We start from the raw sequence: 19,608 nt of genomic DNA on the forward strand, positions 1-19,608 counted from the left end.
CCCGCGCCCCGCCGCCGCCCGTCCCCCGCGAGCCGCCGCCCGTCCCGCATCATGGAAGACATGCCCGAAGGAGACACCGTCTGGCAGACCGCCCGCCGCCTGCACACTGCCCTGGCCGGGCAGCGGCTGACCCGCTCCGAGCTGCGCGTCCCCCGGTTCGCGACCGCCGACCTCACGGGCCGTACGGTGCTGGACGTCACCCCGCGCGGCAAGCACCTGCTCACCCGGGTCGAAGGCGGTCTCACCCTCCACTCGCACCTGCGCATGGACGGCTCCTGGAAGGTGTACGAGCCCGGCGAGCGGTGGCGCGGCGGCGCGGCGCATCAGATCCGGGCCATTCTCGGTACGGCCGCACGCACGGCGGTCGGCTACCGCCTGCCCGTCCTGGAGCTGCTGCGCACCAGCGAGGAGGAACGGGTCGTCGGCCATCTGGGACCCGATCTGCTCGGACCCGACTGGGCCCCGGACATCGCCCTGCGCAACCTGTTGGCCGAGCCGTCCCGCTCGCTCGGAGAGGCCCTGCTCGATCAGCGCAATCTCGCCGGGGTCGGCAACATCTTCAAGTCCGAGACCTGCTTCCTGGTCCGCGCGACCCCGTGGCTGCCCATCGGCCGGCTCCCCGAGCCGGAGCGCCTGGTGGCCGCGGCGAAGAGAGCGCTGGAAGCCAACCGGACCCGGCCCGGCGGGTCGCGGCGACTGTACGTGTACGGTCGCGCCGGCAGCGCCTGTCCCCGGTGCGGTACCGGTATCCGCGGCGCGGACCAGGACGGGCGCCCCACCTACTGGTGCCCCGGTTGCCAGTCGGGGCCCAGTCCCTGACGCCTCGTCGAACCTGGCACCTCATCGATCGTGACGCCGCGTCGGATCTGACGCCAGGTCGCACCTGACACCAGGCCGGACCTGATATCGCGTCGGCCTTGCTCCACGTCGAGCCCCGCGGTTCATCGATCCTGACGCCGCATCGGTCCCGGCGGCTCATCCGCGCCCGCCGGCCGCTCGGCCCGGACCCCGGCCGGCCGCCGCGACGCCGCGACATGGATCGGCAGCAGGCTCAGTCCCCAGCCACCCGCCGCCACCGCCCCTTCCACCAGCCCGGTGTGCTCGGGCTCCAGAGCCAGCCGCAGCACCGCCCACCACCACAGGCCGGCCGATGCCAGCGCCGGCAGAAGGGCCCATCGCCGTGCCATGGCTGCCTCCTCCGGCCAACGCTGGATGAGCGAGTCCCCCCACCCGCCTACGGGAGGGGGAGCCGACGCTACTTCAGACTCGTCCATCCGGCCCGGCAGAATCACCCACACGGAGGGCGCATCGGATGCACGCTCCGGCGCGCGGCAACGCGCGCTCCGGGTCCCCGCGGGGACCCGGAGCGGGAGCCGGGACGACCCCGCCCCGTCCCGGCTCCCGCCCCCTCACCCGGCCGACGTCCCGCGTCACCCGGCCGAGATCCCGCTCTAGGCGCTCTCCGCCTGGAACATCCAGGCGTGCTTCTCGAGGTCCGCGGCCACCTGGATCAGCACATCCTGCGTCACCGGGTCCGGGGCATCCGTCACCTCGATCCGCTCACGCATCCGGGTGACCACCGCGCCGAGCGCGTCCACCAGGATCCGTACCGCGTCCACGTCCTTGATCCAGCCGTTGGGAACGGTACCGATCGCACTCGTCGCGGCCACGGTCGCCGCCCGCCCGTCCGGCGTCACGCCCATCGCGGAGGCCCGCTCCGCGACGGTGTCCGAGTGCTGCCGCGCCGTGGTCACGACTTCGTCGAGCTGGAGGTGTACGGAGCGGAAGCGCGGCCCGACGATGTTCCAGTGGACCTGCTTGGCCACCAGCGAGAGGTCGACCAGGTCGACCAGCGCGCCCTGAAGCGCCTCACCGACCAGCTTCAGATTCTCCTCGGACAAGGAACTCTTCACGACAGACATGCAAGATCCTCCAGTTCCGTGCTCTTCCGGTCTCAGTTCACTTCTCAGTTCCCACCATGGCACAAATAGCACAAAGCGGGCTCCTGACGGGAGAACGAGAGCCCCGGTCGGTACGGGTACCAACCGGGGCTCTCGGCAAACCTCTTGGAACTGCTCGAAACTGAGCGGAACCCAGCACTGTCAGGCGGCGACGACGTCCACCGCTTCCGTAGGCGCTTTGATGGTCACCCGTTCCGTCGGCACTCCGGCCACCGACGTCACAGAGACGGAATTGAGCATGGGGCGTACTGGCGCAGACAGCGGCTCGTTCGCCGCCGCCGACGCGGCCAGCTCCGCCAACGACAGTTCGTCGCTCACTTCACGCATCAGCTCGGACATCCGTACGTCAAGCGCGTCGCAGATCGCGGAGAGCAGCTCGGAGGAAGCCTCCTTCTGCCCCCGCTCCACCTCGGAGAGATAGCCGAGCGAGACTCGGGCGGACGAGGAGACTTCGCGCAGAGTACGGCCCTGGCGCTGGCGCTGCCGACGCAGCACGTCACCCAGCAGGCGACGGAGCAGAATCATCGGTGGCTCCCTCCTCGGACCGCGTAGCCGCATCCTTCACGCCCCACCGTACCGCCTCGCGCCGCGGCCGTGCGGGGAGTGATGTCGTGTTCACTCAGGGCTGTAAACATCAATTCCCCCCGTTCTGTTCCGTATCCTGTGCCCGCCCGTTACCGGACAGTTCGCTGAGGAGTAGCCCGAGCACGATCCGCACACTCTCTTTACGGATGTCCGCCCGGTCGCCGTTCAACCTCAGTGCGACCACTTTCCCGGCGCCCCGTGCTCCGCTGACCGCGACGTACACGGTCCCGACCGGCTGACCGCCCTGCGGGTCGGGGCCCGCCACGCCGGTGGTCGCGGCACCCCAGGTGGCGCCCAGCAGCCGCCGCACGCCCGCCGCCATCTGACGCGCGACCTCGGGATCGACCGCGCCGCGCTCCTCCAGAAGAGTCCCGTCGACGCCGAGCACGTCCCGCTTGAGGTCGCTCGCGTACGCCGTGACGGAGCCGCGGAAGGTGCGGGAGGCGCCGGGGACGGCTGTCAGCTCCGCGGCCACCAGACCGCCGGTGAGGGATTCCGCGACGGCCAGCGTTCCGCCGTGCTCCTCCAGCGCCGCCAGTACGGCGGCCGCCTCGCCGTGCGGCCTCCTCTCCCCCGTGCCGGGCTCTGCCCGGTCCGGCTCGCCCGTCACCGCGCGGACTCCGTCTCGGCCCGCTCGGCGGCGATCCCCTGCCGCCGCAGCACGATCGCCTGGCGCACGTAGTCGAGCCCGGTGACGACCGTCAGGACGACGGCCACCGTCATCACCCAGAAGCGCAGCGTGGCCAGCGGCCCGGTCAGCGCGAGCACATACATGCCGACGGCCGTGCCCTGGGCCAGCGTCTTGATCTTGCCGCCGCGGCTGGCGGGAATCACTCCGTGTCTGATCACCCAGAACCGCATCAGTGTGATGCCGAGTTCACGGAAAAGGATGACGCCGGTCACCCACCACGGCAGATCGCCGAGCGCGGACAGGCAGACCAGCGCCGCTCCCATGATCGCTTTGTCCGCGATCGGGTCGGCGATCTTCCCGAAGTCGGTGACCAGGTTGTACGTCCGGGCGAGATGCCCGTCGAAGATGTCCGTGATCATGGCGACGGCGAACGCGGCCCAGGCCCAGGCGCGCCAGACGGGGTCGAAACCGCCGTCCTGGAGCAGCAGCAGGACGAAGCCGGGCACGAGGACCAGCCGCACCATGGTGAGGATGTTGGCGATGTTCCACAGGCTGGCCTGATTGACCGCCGCGGCCCCCAGCTTGCCGCCTGGCCCCGGCTTACGGCCGGGCTCCGGCTTACGGCCGGGCCCCGGGTTGCCGCCGGGCCCGGACTTGCCCCCGGAACCGCCGGTCACCGGCGTCGCACCGGTGCCGCCCGCCGCGGACGCCGGCACTCCGGTCATCTGGCCGCCTCCTCGCCCGGGGTCCGCGGCTCGTCCCCCGGAAGCTCGTAGCACTCGGCGACCAGGTCCACGCCCTCGGTGCCGATCACCTTCGCCCCGACCATAAGTCCGGGGCGCAGACCCGCGCGCGAGGTGAAGATCACCTGGCCGTCCGTCTCGGGTGCCTGGTGGGCGGCCCGGCCCACCGCGGCCTCGCCGTCGGCGCCCTCCGCGTCGACGGACTCGACGAGCACCTCCAGACTCTCACCGAGCCGTTCCTCGGCCCGCTGCGCGGTCAGCTCCTCGGCCAGCCGCGACAGATGCGCCAGCCGCTCCGAGACCACGTCCTCGTCCAGCTTGCCGTCGTACGTCGCGGCCTCGGTGCCGTCCTCGTCTGAGTAGCCGAAGACACCGATGGCGTCGAGCCTGGCCCCGGTGAGGAAGCGTTCCAGCTCGGCGAAGTCCGCTTCGGTCTCACCGGGGAAACCGACGATGAAGTTGGAGCGCACCCCGGCCTGCGGCGCCTTGCCGCGGATGGTCTCCAGCAGCTCCAGGAAGCGGTCGGTGTCCCCGAAGCGCCGCATCGCGCGCAGCACGCCGGGGGCCGAGTGCTGGAAGGAGAGGTCGAAGTACGGCGCGACCTTGGGCGTCGAGGTCAGGACGTCGATCAGTCCCGGCCGCATCTCGGCGGGCTGGAGGTAGCTGACCCGTACCCGCTCGATCCCGTCGACGGCCGCCAGCTCGGGCAGCAGGGTCTCCAGGAGCCGGATGTCGCCGAGGTCCTTGCCGTACGAGGTGTTGTTCTCGGAGACGAGCATGACCTCCTTGACGCCCTGCTCGGCCAGCCAGCGCGTCTCTCCGAGCACGTCGGAGGGGCGCCGGGAGATGAACGAGCCACGGAAGGAGGGAATGGCGCAGAACGAGCAGCGCCGGTCGCAGCCGGAGGCCAGCTTCACGGAGGCGACGGGGCTGGTGTCCAGGCGGCGCCGCAGCGGTGCGCGCGGCCCGGAGGCCGGGGCGATGCCGTCCGGCAGGTCCGCCGGGGCCGGTGCCACGTCGTCGAGGGTCTGCGCGTGGCCGGGCAGCGCCACGTCGGCGCTCTGCCGTTCGACCGGGCTGAGCGGCAGCAGCTTGCGCCGGTCGCGCGGGGTGTGCGAGGCGTGGACGCCGCCGTTCAGGATGGTCTGGAGCCGGTCGGAGATGTCGGCGTAGTCGTCGAAGCCGAGCACACCGTCCGCCTCGGGCAGGGCTTCGGCCAGCTCCTTGCCGTAGCGCTCGGCCATGCAGCCGACGGCCACCACGGCCTGGGTTCTGCCCTGATCCTTGAGATCGTTGGCTTCCAGCAGGGCGTCGACGGAGTCCTTCTTCGCGGCCTCGACGAATCCGCAGGTGTTGACGACGGCGACATCCGCCCCGGAGGCGTCCTGGACGAGCTCCCAGCCGTCCGCTGCCAAGCGGCCTGCAAGCTCCTCCGAGTCCACCTCGTTACGGGCGCAGCCAAGAGTGACAAGGGCGACGGTACGGCGTTCGGGCATGGGCTCAAGACTACTTTGTCCCGGCCCTGCCCTTACCGTGCAGGGTGCTCAGCCCGCCTCGGGGTCGCCCTGCGTGTACGAGAGGCGCTCCACCTGGCCGGACTGGAACTCGTCCTCGACCTTCTTGCCGTTCACGTACAGCTCGATCGCGCCCGCGTTTCCGAGGATCAGATCGATCTGTTCGTCGTCCTGGAAGGTCTTGGAATCACCCTTGAGCAGGATTCCGTCGAACAGCAGTCGGCCGTTGTGCGCCTTGGCGGAGATCCAGCTCTTGTCGTCCATGGCCGACAGCTTCACGGTGACCTTGTCGCGCGGGGCCGCGGCGATGGCGCTGTCGGACGGTTCGGGCTTGGGCTCGGTCTTCTTGGTGGCGCTTGGCTTGACGTCGCTCTTCTCGGGCTTGGGGCCCTCGGCGACCTCTTTGGTCTTCGTCGTGTCGCCGCCGCCGTTGAACAGGGTGAAGCCGACGAAGCCGACCACGGCGACGATCGCGGCGACCATGGCGGCGGTCCAGTTGGGGCGGCGCCGCTCGGGCCGGATCCGTTCGGCCTCGAACATCGGCGCGGCCGGGGTCGGCGCGGGACGCCCGCCACGCTCGGAGTCGAACTGCCGGATGAGGGGTTCGGGGTCGAGTCCCACTTCACGGGCGAGCATCCGGATGTGGCCGCGGGCGTAGACGTCGCCGCCGCAGCGGGAGAAGTCGTCCTGTTCGATCGCTTGCACGATGGGGACGCGCACCCGGGTGGAGGCGCTGACCTCGTCGACCGTCAGACGCGCCGCGACACGCGCTTGCCGGAGCGCGCGGCCGATCGGGGGCCGTTCGTCTTCGGGAGGGCTTCCGGCGGCCTGCTGACCGTCGGGAGCCTGGTCGTCGGGGGCGTTGCCGTCTGAGGAATTTCCGTCTGGGGAATTGCCGTCGGAGGAGTTGCCGATGGACACGGGGGCGCCTTTCGAGCGTGTAGCCACCTGCTGGAGGTTCAGTCTATGGGTGGTACGAAAGGGTGGGGCAACCGGGCGGATGCACTTTGTACGCCATCAGAAGGGCCGGACGGCGCGAGGGGGGAACGCGATGCTTTTCCCCTCCCCAACTTGACGCCTGCCCAAGGGAAACGGTTGCTCTCCGCGTTCCCCCGAAACCGGTGAAGATTCCTCCGTACGGCCTCACTCTTCCGGCGAGTCGCCGACTGGCCCCCGGCGCCCCCGACAGCCGGGGTGGAGCAGCCCCGGCCGTCAGGCGGGCTCCGTCCGGGGCCGGGCCGGGGTCAGGCCGGGGCCGGGGCCGGGGTCAGGCCGGGGCCGGGTCAGGCCGGGTTCTCCCCCCGGATCACACCGAGCACCCCGTCGAGTTCATCCGCCTTGACGAGCACGTCGCGGGCCTTGGACCCCTCGCTCGGTCCCACGATGTTCCGCGACTCCATGAGGTCCATCAGCCGGCCCGCCTTGGCGAATCCGACGCGCAGCTTCCGCTGGAGCATCGAGGTCGACCCGAACTGGGTGGAGACCACCAGTTCGACGGCCTGGCAGAGCAGATCGAGATCGTCGCCGATGTCCTCGTCGATCTCCTTCTTCTTCGCCGTGCCGACGACGACGTCGTCGCGGAAGACCGGCGCCATCTGGTCCTTGCAGTGCTGGACGACCGCCTGGATCTCGTCCTCGGTGACGAAGGCGCCCTGCATGCGGGTGGGCTTGTTCGCTCCCATCGGGAGGAACAGGCCGTCCCCCTTGCCGATCAGCTTCTCCGCGCCCGGCTGGTCGAGGATGACCCGGCTGTCCGCCAGGGAGGACGTGGCGAAGGCGAGCCGCGAGGGGACGTTCGCCTTGATCAGCCCGGTGACCACGTCGACCGAGGGCCGCTGTGTGGCGAGCACCAGGTGGATGCCGGCGGCCCGCGCCAGCTGGGTGATCCGGACGATGGCGTCCTCGACGTCGCGCGGCGCGACCATCATCAGGTCCGCCAGCTCGTCCACGATCACCAGCAGATACGGATAGGGCGACAGCTCGCGCTCGCTGCCCTCGGGCACTTTGACCTTGCCGTCCCGCACGGCCTTGTTGAAGTCGTCGATGTGCCGGTAGCCGTAGGCGGCCAGATCGTCGTAGCGCAGATCCATCTCGCGCACGACCCACTGGAGCGCCTCGGCGGCCCGCTTCGGGTTGGTGATGATCGGTGTGATCAGGTGCGGGATGCCCTCGTACGCGGTCAGCTCGACCCGCTTGGGGTCCACCAGGACCATCCGGACGTCCTCCGGGGTGGCCCGGACCATCACCGAGGTGATCAGGCAGTTGATGCAGGAGGACTTGCCCGAGCCGGTGGCGCCCGCCACGAGCAGATGGGGCATCTTCGCGAGATTGGCCATCTCGTAGCCGCCCTCGACGTCCTTGCCGAGCGCCACCAGCATCGGATGGTCGTCCTCGGCCGCGTCCGCGAGGCGCAGCACGTCGCCGAGGTTGACCATCTCGCGGTCGGTGTTGGGGATCTCGATGCCGACGGCGGACTTGCCGGGGATCGGGGAGATGATCCGCACGTCGGGGCTGGCGACGGCGTAGGCGATGTTCTTGGTGAGCGCCGTGATCCGCTCGACCTTCACGGCCGGGCCCAGCTCCACCTCGTACCGCGTGACCGTCGGACCGCGGGTGAAGCCGGTGACGGCCGCGTCGACCTTGAACTCCTGGAAGACGTTGGTCAGCGAGGCGACGACGGTGTCGTTGGCGGCGCTGCGCGTCTTGCCGGGGCCGCCGCGCTCCAGCAGGTCGAGCGAGGGCAGTGAGTAGGTGATGTCGCCGCGGAGCTGGAGTTGCTCGGCCCGCGCGGGCAGTGGCTTGTCCAGGGCGGGGGCCGGCTTGGTGAGGTCCGCGACGGGGGCGGCGCCGGGGCGCGCCCCGGCGGGCCGGGACCGCTCCTCGCGCGCCGCGGGTACGGGCGCCGAGGACTGCGCGTCGTCCGCCGGTGCCGGGCGGTCGGCGCGCTCCCCCGGGCGCTGTCCGGGGGAGCGCGTGCGCTCGACGGAGACGCCCTGGGTGAGGTCGGCGACGATCGGCGAGGGCGGCATGCCGTTGAGCACGGCGCCGTCGAGCGCCGCCGCCGCGGCGGCCGCCACGTCCACCGGATCCATGGAGCGCTCCATGGAGGGCTGTACGGAGGGCCTGCGCGGCCTGCGCCGCTTGGCGAGCGCCTCGGACTCGGCCTGGTCCGCGTCGTACTCCCGCGGCGGCCCGCCGCGCCGTCCGGGCGAGCGGCGGGCGCCCGCGCTCGGCAGCGCCTGGCGCCACTGTTCGTCGTAGCGCTCGTCGTCGTCGAAGGGCCCGTCGTCGTACCGCTCGTCGTAGCCGTCGTCGAACCGGTCGCGTTCGTGGGTGGGTTCGACGATGCCCAGTCTGACGCCGAGCTGCCGCAGCCTGCGGGGAATGGCGTTGACGGGGGTCGCGGTGACGACCAGCAGGCCGAAGACCGTGACGAGCAGGAGCAGCGGTACGGCGAGCACCTCGCCGGTGGTGAAGATCAGCGGCATGGACGCGGCCCAGCCGATGAGGCCGCCTGCGTCCTGCATCGCGGCCGTGCCCTCGCCGCGTCCCGGGGCGCCGCAGGCGATGTGGACCAGCCCGAGGACGCCGATGATCAGCGCGGAGAGACCGATGACGATCCGGCCGTTGGCGTCGGGTTTCTCGGGATAGAGGATCAGCCGTACGGCGACGACGCCCAGCAGTATCGGTACGAGCAGATCGAGGCGTCCGAAGGCGCCGGTGATGAGCATCTCGACCAGATCGCCGACCGGGCCGTGCAGATTCGACCAGGTGCCCGCGGCGATGACGAGCGCGATCCCGAGCAGCAGGAGCGCCACGCCGTCCTTGCGGTGCGCCGGGTCGAGCCCCTTGGCGCCGCGCCCTATGCCGCGGAACATCGCGCCCACTCCGTGGGCCGCCCCGAGCCATACGGCGCGGACCACGCGGTAGACGCCCCCGGTGGGGGACGGTGCGGGCCTGGGCGCCGGTTTGGCGGCGGTCTTCTTGGCCGCCGTCTTCTTGGCCGGGGCCTTCTTCGCGGGTGCTGTCTTCTTCGCCGCTGTCTTCTTGGCGGGCGCCGCCTTCGCGGCGCCGCTCGTACGGCCGGCCCGCGGCTTCGCGGTGCCCGCCGTGCCCTGGGAGCCATTGCCGGACGTACGTGAGGCCATGGTGGTGAGGTTACCGGTGTGAACGGCCGGGGACACGTGTCACTACCGCTTCACCCGTTCGTGTCGTGGGCAACTCGGCGGGAAACTGACGCGGCTTCACAGGGGGCGGCCCCGGCCGGGCCACCGGGCCGGGCGCGCTCGCGCTCCGGGTCCGGCGGACCGTGCTCAGTTCTGCGAGGGAAGCGGGGGCATACCGCTTCCCGCCCCGGGCTCCAGCGCGTCCAGCGCCCGGCGCAGGCCGGTGAGTTTGCGCTCCAGATGGGCGGCGGTCGCCACGGCGGAGGCATCCGCCGCGTCGTCGTCCAACTGCTTGGAGAGCGCTTCCGCCTGCTCCTCAACCGCCGCCAGCCGCGCGGACAGTTCGGCCAGCAGACCGGTGGGCTCGCTGGCCTCGCCCGCCCCGGCGAGCTGAAGTCTGAGCAGCTCGGCCTGCTCCTTCAGCTGACAGTTCTTCATGTACAGCTCGACGAAGACCGACACCTTGGCGCGCAGCACCCAGGGGTCGAACGGCTTCGAGATGTAGTCCACCGCACCCGCCGCGTATCCCCGGAAGGTGTGATGCGGGCCGTGATTGATCGCTGTGAGAAAAATGATCGGGATGTCGCGGGTGCGCTCGCGCCGCTTGATGTGCGCGGCGGTCTCGAACCCGTCCATCCCCGGCATCTGGACATCCAGCAGAATGACCGCGAAGTCGTCCGTCAGCAGCGCTTTGAGCGCTTCCTCCCCTGACGATGCCCGCACCAGCGTCTGATCGAGCGCGGAGAGAATGGCCTCCAGCGCCAGCAGATTCTCCGGCCGGTCATCGACCAGGAGGATCTTGGCCTTCTGCACCATGGCCGCCCGCCCTCCTCGCCCCGGCACGGGGCGTTCCCTGTTCGCGAGGCCCGGTGCAACACCGGGCGCCACCGCAGGAAACGACTCCCTTACGCCGTCCGTCCTTGTGCCGGTCATGGTAGCCGCACCCCGCCCGTCGCCACACCCTGTCACTGTGATGTCACTGTGTCCGAAGCGGAAACGTCGCGGAAGCCCAGAAGGTTCCCCGGATATCGGTGGCTCACACGCCCACGGACGCACTTGGGCTCCATTGCGATCCGATTGTCATGTGGTTCGGTCACTCGCCGTGCATCCACTGCTCCATCACCGACAGCAGATGATCCGGATCGACAGGCTTCGTCACATAGTCGGAAGCACCGGCGTCCAGGGCCTTCTCCTTGTCGCCCTTCATCGCCTTCGCGGTGAGCGCGATGATGGGCAGTCCGGCGAACTGCGGCATCCGGCGGATCGCCGACGTCGTCGCGTAACCGTCCATCTCCGGCATCATGATGTCCATCAGAACGACCGTCACGTTGTCATGCTGCTCGAGGACTTCGATACCCTCGCGGCCGTTCTCCGCGTACAGCACCGAAAGACCGTGCTGTTCCAGCACGCTGGTGAGAGCGAAGACGTTACGGATGTCGTCGTCGACGATCAGCACCTTCTCCCCGGTGAACATGAACTGACGGCTCTCCACCGGCGCTTCCCCGGCCGCTTCGCCCGAAGGCTCCTGGTGCACGGGCACAGCGGCCCCGGCCCCCCACATGGCTCCGCCCCCGGACACCTCCCCTGCAGCCGCCTCAGCGGCCGCTGAGGCGGCTTCCCAGGTGCGGGAGCCCGGAGCCTGGCCGGACTCGCCCACGCCCTGCGCCCCTGAACCGGCGCCGACGCCCTTGCGGCGCCGCCTGAACAGCGCCGCGGGCCCCGGCAGCTCCGCCGGAGGAGACGCCTCGGGGCGCGCCTGTCCGGCCGCCTCCGCCGCCGCGTCCTCCGCCGCCGCGTCCTCCGCCGCCCGTGACGGCGACTGCATCCCCGCGGGCGGCAGCTGCGGATAGCCCTGCGGAGGCAGTTGGCTCGGGTGCAGCGGCAGATACAGCGTGAAGGTGGAACCGCGCCCCGGCTCGCTCGCCGCGTGGATCTCACCGCCGAGCAGCCGGGCGATCTCACGGCTGATGGACAGCCCCAGCCCCGTACCGCCGTACTTCCGGCTCGTCGTGCCGTCGGCCTGCTTGAACGCCTCGAAGATCACCCGCATCTTGCTCGCCGCGATACCGATGCCCGTGTCCGTCACCGAGAACGCGATCAGGTCACCGTCCGCGTCACGCAGCGAACCGGCCTCCAGCAGCTGCTCCCTGATGGCGTCCGGCACATCCGTGCCCGCCGGCCGGATCACCAGCTCCACCGCGCCTCCGTCGGTGAACTTCACCGCGTTGGAGAGCAGGTTGCGCAGGACCTGCAGCAGCCGCTGCTCGTCCGTGTGCAGCGTCGCGGGCAGCTCGGGCGAGACCCGCACCGAGAAGTCGAGCCCCTTCTCCGCCGTGAGCGGCCGGAACGTCGCCTCCACATAGTCGACGAGCTGGACCAGGGCGATCCGGGTCGGACTCACGTCCATCTTCCCCGCCTCGACCTTGGACAGATCCAGGATGTCGTTGATCAGCTGCAACAGGTCCGACCCCGCGCCGTGGATCGTCTCCGCGAACTCCACCTGCTTCGGGGAAAGATTCGACTCCGCGTTGTCCGCCAGCAGCTTCGCCAGGATCAGCAGCGAGTTGAGCGGCGTGCGCAGCTCGTGCGACATGTTCGCCAGGAACTCCGACTTGTAGCGCATGGAGACGGCGAGCTGCTCGGCCCGCTCCTCCAACACCTGCCTGGCCTCTTCGATCTCGGTGTTCTTCACCTCGATGTCGCGGTTCTGCTGCGCCAGCAGCTCGGCCTTGTCCTCCAGCTCCGCGTTGGACTCCTGAAGGGCCTTCTGCCGGTTCTCCAGCTCCGCCGACCGCTCCCGCAGCTGCTCGGTCAACTCCTGCGACTGCTTCAGCAGCACCTCGGTCTTCGAGTTGACGCTGATGGTGTTGACGCTGGTCGCGATCATCTCGGCGATCTGGTTCAAAAAGTCCCGCTGGATCTGGGTGAACGGCTGGAACGACGCCAGCTCGATCACGCCGAGGACCTTCCCCTCGAAGAGCACCGGAAGAACGATCACATGCGCCGGGGACGCCTCCCCCAGACCGGACGAGATCTTCAGATACCCCGGCGGCACATTGACCTGGATGGTGCGCTTCTCCTCGGCCGCCGTACCGATGAGCGTCTCACCGGGCCGGAACGACGTCGGCATCGAACCGGCCGAGTAGCCGTAACTGCCGCGCATGCACAGCTCGTACGAACCGTCCCTGCCCACATCCGTGCCGACCTGGGGCACCGTGCCCGTCTGCATCGCCAGGAAGAACGCGCCGTGCTGCGCCGACACCACCGGGGTCAGCTCGCTCATGATGAGCGAGGCCACGTCCTCCAGGTCGCGCCGGCCCTGCATCAGACCGGAGATCCGGGCGAGGTTGCCCTTCAGCCAGTCCTGCTCCTCGTTGGCGAGCGTGGTGTCCCGGAGATTGGCGATCATCGTATTGATGTTGTCCTGGAGGACCTGGATCTCGCCCGCCGCGTCGACATCGACCTTGAGGTTGAGATCGCCCCTGGTCACCGCGGTGGCCACGGCGGCGATCGCCCGTACCTGACGTGTCAGGTTCCCGGCCATCTCGTTCACCGACTCGGTGAGGTCGCGCCAGGTCCCGTCGACGTCCCGCACCCGGGCCTGACCGCCCAGCTGGCCGTCCGTACCCACCTCACGGGCCACCCTGGTGACCTGGTCGGCGAACGAGGAGAGCTGGTCCACCATCGTGTTGATGGTGTTCTTCAGCTCCAGGATCTCCCCCCGCGCGTCGATGTCGATCTTCTTGGTGAGATCGCCCTTGGCGATGGCGGTGGTGACCGTGGCGATCTGACGCACCTGACCGGTCAGATTGGACGCCATCGAGTTCACGGACTCGGTGAGGTCCTTCCACGTACCGGAGACACCCGGCACCCGGGCCTGGCCGCCCAGCTCGCCCTCGGTACCCACCTCGCGGGCGACCCGCGTCACCTCGTCCGCGAAGGACGACAGCGTCGTCACCATCGTGTTGACGGTGTCGGCCAGCTCCGCGACCTCGCCGCGCGCCTCCACCGTCACCTTCTTGGTCAGATCGCCGTTGGCCACGGCCGAGGAGACGCGCGAGATGTTCCGCACCTGACTGGTCAGGTTGTTGGCCATGGTGTTGACGTTGTCGCTGAGGTCCTTCCAGATCCCGGTGACGCCCCGGACCCTGGCCTGGCCGCCCAGAATGCCTTCCGTGCCCACCTCACGCGCGACCCGCGTCACCTCGTCGGCGAAGTTCAGCAGCTGATCGACCATCGTGTTGACGGTCGTCACCAGATCGAGGATCTCGCCCCGCGCGTCGACGGTGATCTTCTTCGACAGATCGCCCTTGGCGACGGCCGTCGTGACCTCGGCGATGTTGCGCACCTGGGAGGTCAGATTGTTCGCCATGAAGTTGACGGACTGCGTCAGGTCCTTCCAGGTGCCCGAGACGCCCTGCACCTCGGCCTGACCCCCGAGGATGCCCTCCGTGCCCACCTCACGGGCGACGCGGGTCACCTGCTCGGCGAAGTTGGACAGCTGGTCCACCATCGTGTTCAGGGTGTTCTTCAGCTCCAGGATCTCGCCGCGCGCGTCCACGTCGATCTTCTGCGACAGATCCCCCCGCGCCACCGCCGTGGCGACTTGGGCGATGTTACGGACCTGGTCGGTCAGATTGCCGGCCATACCGTTCACCGAGTCGGTCAGATCCCGCCAGACCCCGGCCACACCGGGCACCTGCGCCTGACCGCCGAGCCGGCCGTCCGTACCCACCTCGCGGGCGACCCTGGTGACCTGCTCGGCGAAGGCCGAGAGCTGGTCGACCATCGTGTTGATCGTGTTCTTCAGCTCCAGGATCTCGCCGCGCGCGTCCACGTCGATCTTCTGCGACAGATCCCCCCGCGCCACCGCCGTGGTCACCTGCGCGATGTTACGGACCTGATCGGTGAGGTTCCCCGCCATGAAGTTGACGGAGTCCGTCAGCTCCTTCCACGTACCGCTGACGCCGTCGACCCGCGCCTGACCGCCGAGCCGGCCCTCCGTCCCCACGTCCCGGGCCATCACCGTCACCTGGTCGGCGAACGAGGACAGCTGCGCCACCATCGTGTTGACGGTGTTCTTCAGCTCCAGCATTTCGCCCGCGACATCGACGGTGACCTTCTGCGACAGGTCACCGTTGGCCACCGCCGTCGTCACCTGCGCGATATCCCGCACCTGACCCGTGAGATTGCGGAAAGCGGTGTTGACGGAGTCCGTCAGGTCCTTCCAGGTGCCCGCCGCCCCCGGCACCTCGGCCTGGCCGCCGAGCCGGCCCTCCACGCCGACCTCACGGGCGACGCGCGTCACCTCGGAACCGAAGGCCGAGAGCTGGTCCACCATCGTGTTGACGGTGTTCTTCAGCTCCAGCATCTCCCCGGCGACGTCCACGGTGACCTTCTGCGACAGGTCACCGTTGGCCACCGCCGTCGTCACCTGCGCGATATCCCGCACCTGACCCGTGAGATTGCGGAAGGCCGTGTTGACGGAGTCCGTCAGGTCCTTCCACGTACCCGCCGCCCCCGGCACCTGCGCCTGACCGCCGAGCAGCCCCTCGGCCCCGACCTCGCTGGCGACCCGGGTCACCTCGTCGGCGAAGGTGCGCAGCGTCTCGGTCATCTGGTTGATCGTCTCGGCGAGCTGCGCCATCTCGCCGCGCGCGCTCACCGTGACCTTCTGCGACAGGTCACCGCTGGCGACCGCGGCCGTCACCTCGGCGATGCCCCGCACCTGGCTCGTCAGGTTCCCGGCCATCGTGTTCACCGAATCGGTGAGGTCCTTCCAGACCCCGGCGACGCCCGGCACGGTCGCCTGACCGCCCAGCTCGCCCTCGGTACCCACCTCACGGGCCACTCTGGTGACCTCGGAGGAGAACGACGACAGCTGATCCACCATGGTGTTGACGGTGTTCTTCAGCTGGAGCATCTCGCCGGCGACATGGACCGTGACCTTGCGCGACAGATCGCCCTTGGCGACGGCCGTCGTGACGAGCGCGATGTCACGCACCTGAGCGGTCAACCGGTAGGCCATCGTGTTGACGGAGTCCGTGAGGTCCTTCCAGGACCCGGACATCCCGCGCACCTTGGCCTGGCCGCCGAGTTTGCCCTCGGTACCGACCTCCAGGGCCACCCGGGTCACCTCGTCGGTGAACGCGGAGAGCTGGTCGACCAGGTTGTTGACGGTACGGGCGACCTTGAGGAACTCGCCGCGCAACGGGCGCTCCGGCCCGTCCGAGGACTGGGAGCGCAGCTCCATGCGCTGCTCCAGATCGCCGTCCGCGACCGCGGAGAGCACCCGGCCCACCTCGGAGACGGGCCGCGCCAGATCGTCCACCAGGGCGTTCGACGCGTCGATCGCGGCGGCCCAGGAGCCCTCGCAGGTCCCGGTCTCCAGCCGCTCCGTGAGCTTGCCCTCGCGCCCGACCACCCGCCGTACCCGGGCCAGCTCCCCGGTGAGGTGCAGATTACGGTCGGCGACCTCGTTGAAGACGGCGGCGATCTCCGCCATCACGTCGTCGCCCGAGACGGTCAGGCGCTTGCGGAAGTTCCCGTCCCGCATCGCGACCAGGGCCGCGAGCAGCCTGCTCAGCTCGGCCGCGTCCACGTCGACCACCGCGCCCCCGCTCCGGGACCGTCCGCCTTTCGCGCGCGTGCTCGTGCCACGCGCTGCCGTGCCAGACTCCACCGTGTCCCTCCCGCAGGGTCTTCCGAACTGCCCGAGCCTTCTGGGCAAGCCTGCCCAGTGTTTCACTGCGGCTCACCGTCACCACCAACAGTTGGCGCGTGACCACGTGAGCGTCAAATCGTTGAAGCCTACAAGGGCGGTCATGTCCTCGCCCCGACCCCAGGGTCCGGCGCGAGGGCCCGTACCTCTCACGCACCCCCGCCGAGGCACCGCGCACGACCGCGGACCGCACCTCGCCTCCACCGAGTCGGGACTCCGTCACACGTGGCCCAGGGCGACCGTCTAGCCTGGCAAGCGAATCGAAGCCGCGAGAAACGGGCACAGAACTCGGGGGAGCGACGAAAGACCAATGGGGAGTGCTGTGATCACCGCGCGTGCGGCTGCCACCTTCGACCCGGTAGGGCGGTCCGTGGCGACGGCCCGTGCCTTTGTCCGTGACACGCTCCAGGGGTGGGGATACTCGGATGTCGTCGACGACGCCGTCGTACTCACCAGCGAACTCGTCACCAACGCCGTCATCCACGCGGGCACCGCGGCCGACGTGCTCTGTCTGCGCACGGAGGACGGCGTACGCATCGAGGTGGCGGACCGCTATCCGGAGCGCGAGGTGCCCGTCCAGGCGTCGGGCCGGTCCTTCGCCTCGCCCGACCAGGAGAACGGCCGGGGGCTGCTGCTGTGCGCCGCCCTGGCCTCACGCTGGGGCGTCGAGTACACGCCGACCTTCAAACAGGTGTGGTTCCAGCTCGAACTTCCGCAGCGCCAGGTGGGCACGCGCTCGTCCGGCCCCGTCCTCCCCACCGACCTGCTGCCGGTCGCCGACGAACGCGTGAGGGTCGCCGTCGTCCAGATCGACGGCGGCGGCACGGTGGTCAACTGGAACGAGGACGCCGAGAGCGTCTTCGGATACTCCGCCGACAAGATCGTCGGAAAGCCTCTCGCCGATATCGCCGCCTGGCCCCAGACGCCCGGTATCGGCACCGGCTTCGACGAGGCGCTCCGGCTCTCGCGCTGGGAGGGCAGTTACGGCATCAGGGGAGCCGACGGCCGGGTCATTCCCGTGTACGCCACCCATCTGCGGGTCCGCGACACCCACGGCGAGCCCTCCACCGTCTGTCTTCTCGTACGGGATTACGAGCGCGCCGTCATCCAGACGCCTCTGCGCGCCCCCGTGAGCGAGGCCGGTACGGAGAGCCGTGCGGCGGACCCCTTCGAGGTCTTCATCGGCTCCCCCGCCCCGGACGACCTCGACGGCCTGCTCCAGCGCACGGTGGAACGCGCCCGCGACATGCTCGACGGCGACTCGGCCTTCCTGCTGCTCGCGACGGACGACGAGACGGAGCTGGAGGTGCGGGCCTCCACCGGGCTGCCCTCGGCCCGCCAGCGGTTCGCCAGGGTCCCGGTGGAAGCCGGCACGGGACGTTACGGCTCGGCCAGGATGCCCGCCGTCCACGAGGACCTCACGGCCGTCCCCGGCGCCGTCCCGCTCCTCGACAACACCGGGATGCGCTCCGTCGTGACCGTCCCGCTCAAGGTCGAGGGCCGGCTCACCGGGTCGCTGGGCGTCGCGGCCGAAGGCGCCGCGCGCTACTCGAACGAGGAGGCGCTGCGCCTCCAGTTCGCCGCGGACCGTATCGCCCTGGCCGTCGAATCGGCCCGCCTCGGCGAGTTGGAGCGGCTCCGCCGCGGCTCGCTCTCCTTCCTCGTGGAGGCGTCCGACCTCCTCGCGGGCACCCTGGACCGCGATCAGACGCTCGCGTTGATGGCCCAGATGACCGTGCCGACCCTGGCCACCTGGTGCGCCGTCTACACGATCGCGGACCAGGCGTCGGACCCGTACCTCTCTTTCGTGCTGCACGAGGACGAGGACCGCATCGACGGCCTCAAGGCCCTCCTGTCCAAGATCGACCCGCCGGAACCGGTTCCGGCCCCCGGCGCCCGCGTCTGGACCGCCCCCGCCGACGCCGCCCACCGGGCGGCGCTGCGCACGTCCATGCGTGATCTGGGCAGAAGCTCCGACCACGCGCTGTCCAGCGTCGGCACCACGCTCGCCACGGCCGCCGCGGTCGGCGGCGAGACCGTGGTCCTGCCCCTGGTGGCGCGCAATCGCGTCATCGGCATGCTGACCCTCGGGAAGCCCTCCGACGACCACTTCCGTCAGGAGATCCTGGAACTCGCCGAGGATCTCTCCCGCCGCGCGGCCCTCGCCCTCGACAACGCGCGGCTGTACTCGGAGCGGACCGCCATCAGCCAGGCCCTCCAGCGCAGCCTGCTGCCGCCGGGCCTGCCCCAGGTGCCGGGCGTGGAGGTCGACGTGATCTACCGCGCGGCAGGCGAGGGCAACGAGGTCGGCGGCGACTTCTACGACCTGTTCCCCATCGGGGACGACTCCTACGGCTTCGCCATCGGAGACGTCTGCGGTACGGGCCCGGAGGCCGCGGCCGTCACCGGTCTGGCCCGCCACGCCCTGCGGCTGCTGGCTCGCGAGGGCTTCAGCGGGCCGGCGGTGCTGGAGCGGCTGAACGCGGCGATCCTCGACGAGGGCTCCCGCAGCCGCTTCCTGACGCTGCTCTACGGCGAGTTGTGGCCGCAGGAGGACGGCAGCGCGCTCCTGAAGGTGGTCTGCGCGGGCCACCCGCTGCCGCTCAGGCTCCGCCAGGACGGCACCGTGGAACCGGCCGCGGAACCACAGCCGCTGCTGGGCGTCATGGAGGATCTGGAGCTGTACGAGCAGACGGTCACCCTGGACCCGGGAGACGTCCTCCTGTGCGTCACCGACGGTGTCACGGAGCGCAGGGAGGGCACCCGCATGCTGGGCGACGACGGCTTGGCCGATGTCCTGACGACGTGTACGGGACTCACGGCCGGCGCGGTCGCCTCGCGCGTGCTGCGTGCCGTGGAACGCTTCGCGGCGGAACCGGCCTCGGACGACATGGCCATCCTCGCGATGCGGGTACCGGAACCGCTGCCGACCGACTGAGCCGAGGGACGGACAGAGAGAAAGGCCCCCGCCAACCGGCGGGGGCCTTTCTCTTTGTTGAGCCCCAATACGGAATCGAACCGTAGACCTTCTCCTTACCATGGAGACGCTCTACCGACTGAGCTATTGGGGCGCGGCAACAAGAAGAAGCATACCTGATGATCAGGCGTGCTCACCACGGGTCCTGGCTACTCTCAGGCCGGCACGTCGACGGGAGGGACCTGTCCCATGAACATGGCTCCTCCGAGCGAACTGAGAGTTTTGGGTCGTGAACGCAGAAATGCCCCGCACCAGAAGGTGCGGGGCATTCCCACAATAATTGTTCGGCGGCGTCCTACTCTCCCACAGG

General features: G+C 70.0%; 12 protein-coding genes and 1 tRNA gene. 2 read left to right on the forward strand and 11 right to left on the reverse strand.

All coding sequences use genetic code 11. The features are described from left to right. Positions 1-60: 60 nt before the first annotated feature. Positions 61-819, forward strand: a complete 759-nt coding sequence (locus DVH02_RS10180; protein WP_114623446.1) for an Fpg/Nei family DNA glycosylase — start codon at positions 61-63, stop codon at positions 817-819. 122 nt (positions 820-941) lie between these two features. On the opposite strand, the gene DVH02_RS10185 is transcribed toward DVH02_RS10180, so the two are convergent. From DVH02_RS10185 to DVH02_RS10230, 10 genes are all read right to left on the reverse strand, one after another. Next, entirely contained in the window at positions 942-1,187 is a 246-nt protein-coding gene (locus DVH02_RS10185; RefSeq protein ID WP_114623447.1) for a hypothetical protein, read from the reverse strand. A gap of 264 nt (positions 1,188-1,451) precedes the next feature. Then, the gene (locus tag DVH02_RS10190; RefSeq protein ID WP_114623448.1) at positions 1,452-1,922 is read right to left on the reverse strand and encodes a Dps family protein; all 471 of its coding nucleotides are present in this window, start codon (positions 1,920-1,922) and stop codon (positions 1,452-1,454) included. A gap of 180 nt (positions 1,923-2,102) precedes the next feature. After that, on the reverse strand, positions 2,103-2,486 hold the full coding sequence (locus tag DVH02_RS10195; protein WP_114623449.1) for a helix-turn-helix domain-containing protein: 384 nt from the start codon (positions 2,484-2,486) through the stop codon (positions 2,103-2,105). A gap of 109 nt (positions 2,487-2,595) precedes the next feature. Continuing rightward, the gene (locus tag DVH02_RS10200) at positions 2,596-3,156 is read right to left on the reverse strand and encodes a CinA family protein (protein ID WP_407697607.1); all 561 of its coding nucleotides are present in this window, start codon (positions 3,154-3,156) and stop codon (positions 2,596-2,598) included. Beyond that, the gene (pgsA, locus tag DVH02_RS10205) at positions 3,153-3,902 is read right to left on the reverse strand and encodes a CDP-diacylglycerol--glycerol-3-phosphate 3-phosphatidyltransferase (protein ID WP_114623450.1); all 750 of its coding nucleotides are present in this window, start codon (positions 3,900-3,902) and stop codon (positions 3,153-3,155) included. Before pgsA ends, DVH02_RS10200 begins: the two co-directional genes overlap by 4 nt. Then, positions 3,899-5,416, reverse strand: a complete 1,518-nt coding sequence (rimO, locus tag DVH02_RS10210) for a 30S ribosomal protein S12 methylthiotransferase RimO (RefSeq protein ID WP_114623451.1) — start codon at positions 5,414-5,416, stop codon at positions 3,899-3,901. The genes pgsA and rimO overlap by 4 nt, the downstream gene beginning before the upstream one ends. A 48-nt stretch (positions 5,417-5,464) precedes the next feature. After that, on the reverse strand, positions 5,465-6,382 hold the full coding sequence (locus tag DVH02_RS10215) for a helix-turn-helix domain-containing protein (RefSeq protein WP_114623452.1): 918 nt from the start codon (positions 6,380-6,382) through the stop codon (positions 5,465-5,467). A gap of 335 nt (positions 6,383-6,717) precedes the next feature. Next, entirely contained in the window at positions 6,718-9,582 is a 2,865-nt protein-coding gene (locus DVH02_RS10220) for a DNA translocase FtsK (RefSeq protein WP_114623460.1), read from the reverse strand. Positions 9,583-9,747: 165 nt separating this feature from the next. Then, positions 9,748-10,416 carry a response regulator gene (locus DVH02_RS10225; RefSeq protein WP_114623453.1) on the reverse strand — a complete coding sequence of 223 codons (669 nt, stop codon included), beginning with the start codon at positions 10,414-10,416 and terminating at the stop codon, positions 9,748-9,750. A gap of 277 nt (positions 10,417-10,693) precedes the next feature. After that, the gene (locus DVH02_RS10230) at positions 10,694-16,156 is read right to left on the reverse strand and encodes a hybrid sensor histidine kinase/response regulator (protein WP_233518137.1); all 5,463 of its coding nucleotides are present in this window, start codon (positions 16,154-16,156) and stop codon (positions 10,694-10,696) included. Positions 16,157-16,631: 475 nt separating this feature from the next. Here DVH02_RS10230 and DVH02_RS10235 point away from each other — a divergent pair, with 475 nt between their 5' ends. After that, on the forward strand, positions 16,632-19,259 hold the full coding sequence (locus tag DVH02_RS10235; RefSeq protein WP_114623455.1) for a SpoIIE family protein phosphatase: 2,628 nt from the start codon (positions 16,632-16,634) through the stop codon (positions 19,257-19,259). A gap of 60 nt (positions 19,260-19,319) precedes the next feature. Here the strand turns inward: DVH02_RS10235 and DVH02_RS10240 are convergent. Continuing rightward, positions 19,320-19,392, reverse strand: a tRNA-Thr gene (locus tag DVH02_RS10240). Positions 19,393-19,608 lie beyond the last annotated feature (216 nt).

This window comes from Streptomyces corynorhini (genome assembly GCF_003346515.1).
Lineage (GTDB): Bacteria > Actinomycetota > Actinomycetes > Streptomycetales > Streptomycetaceae > Streptomyces > Streptomyces corynorhini.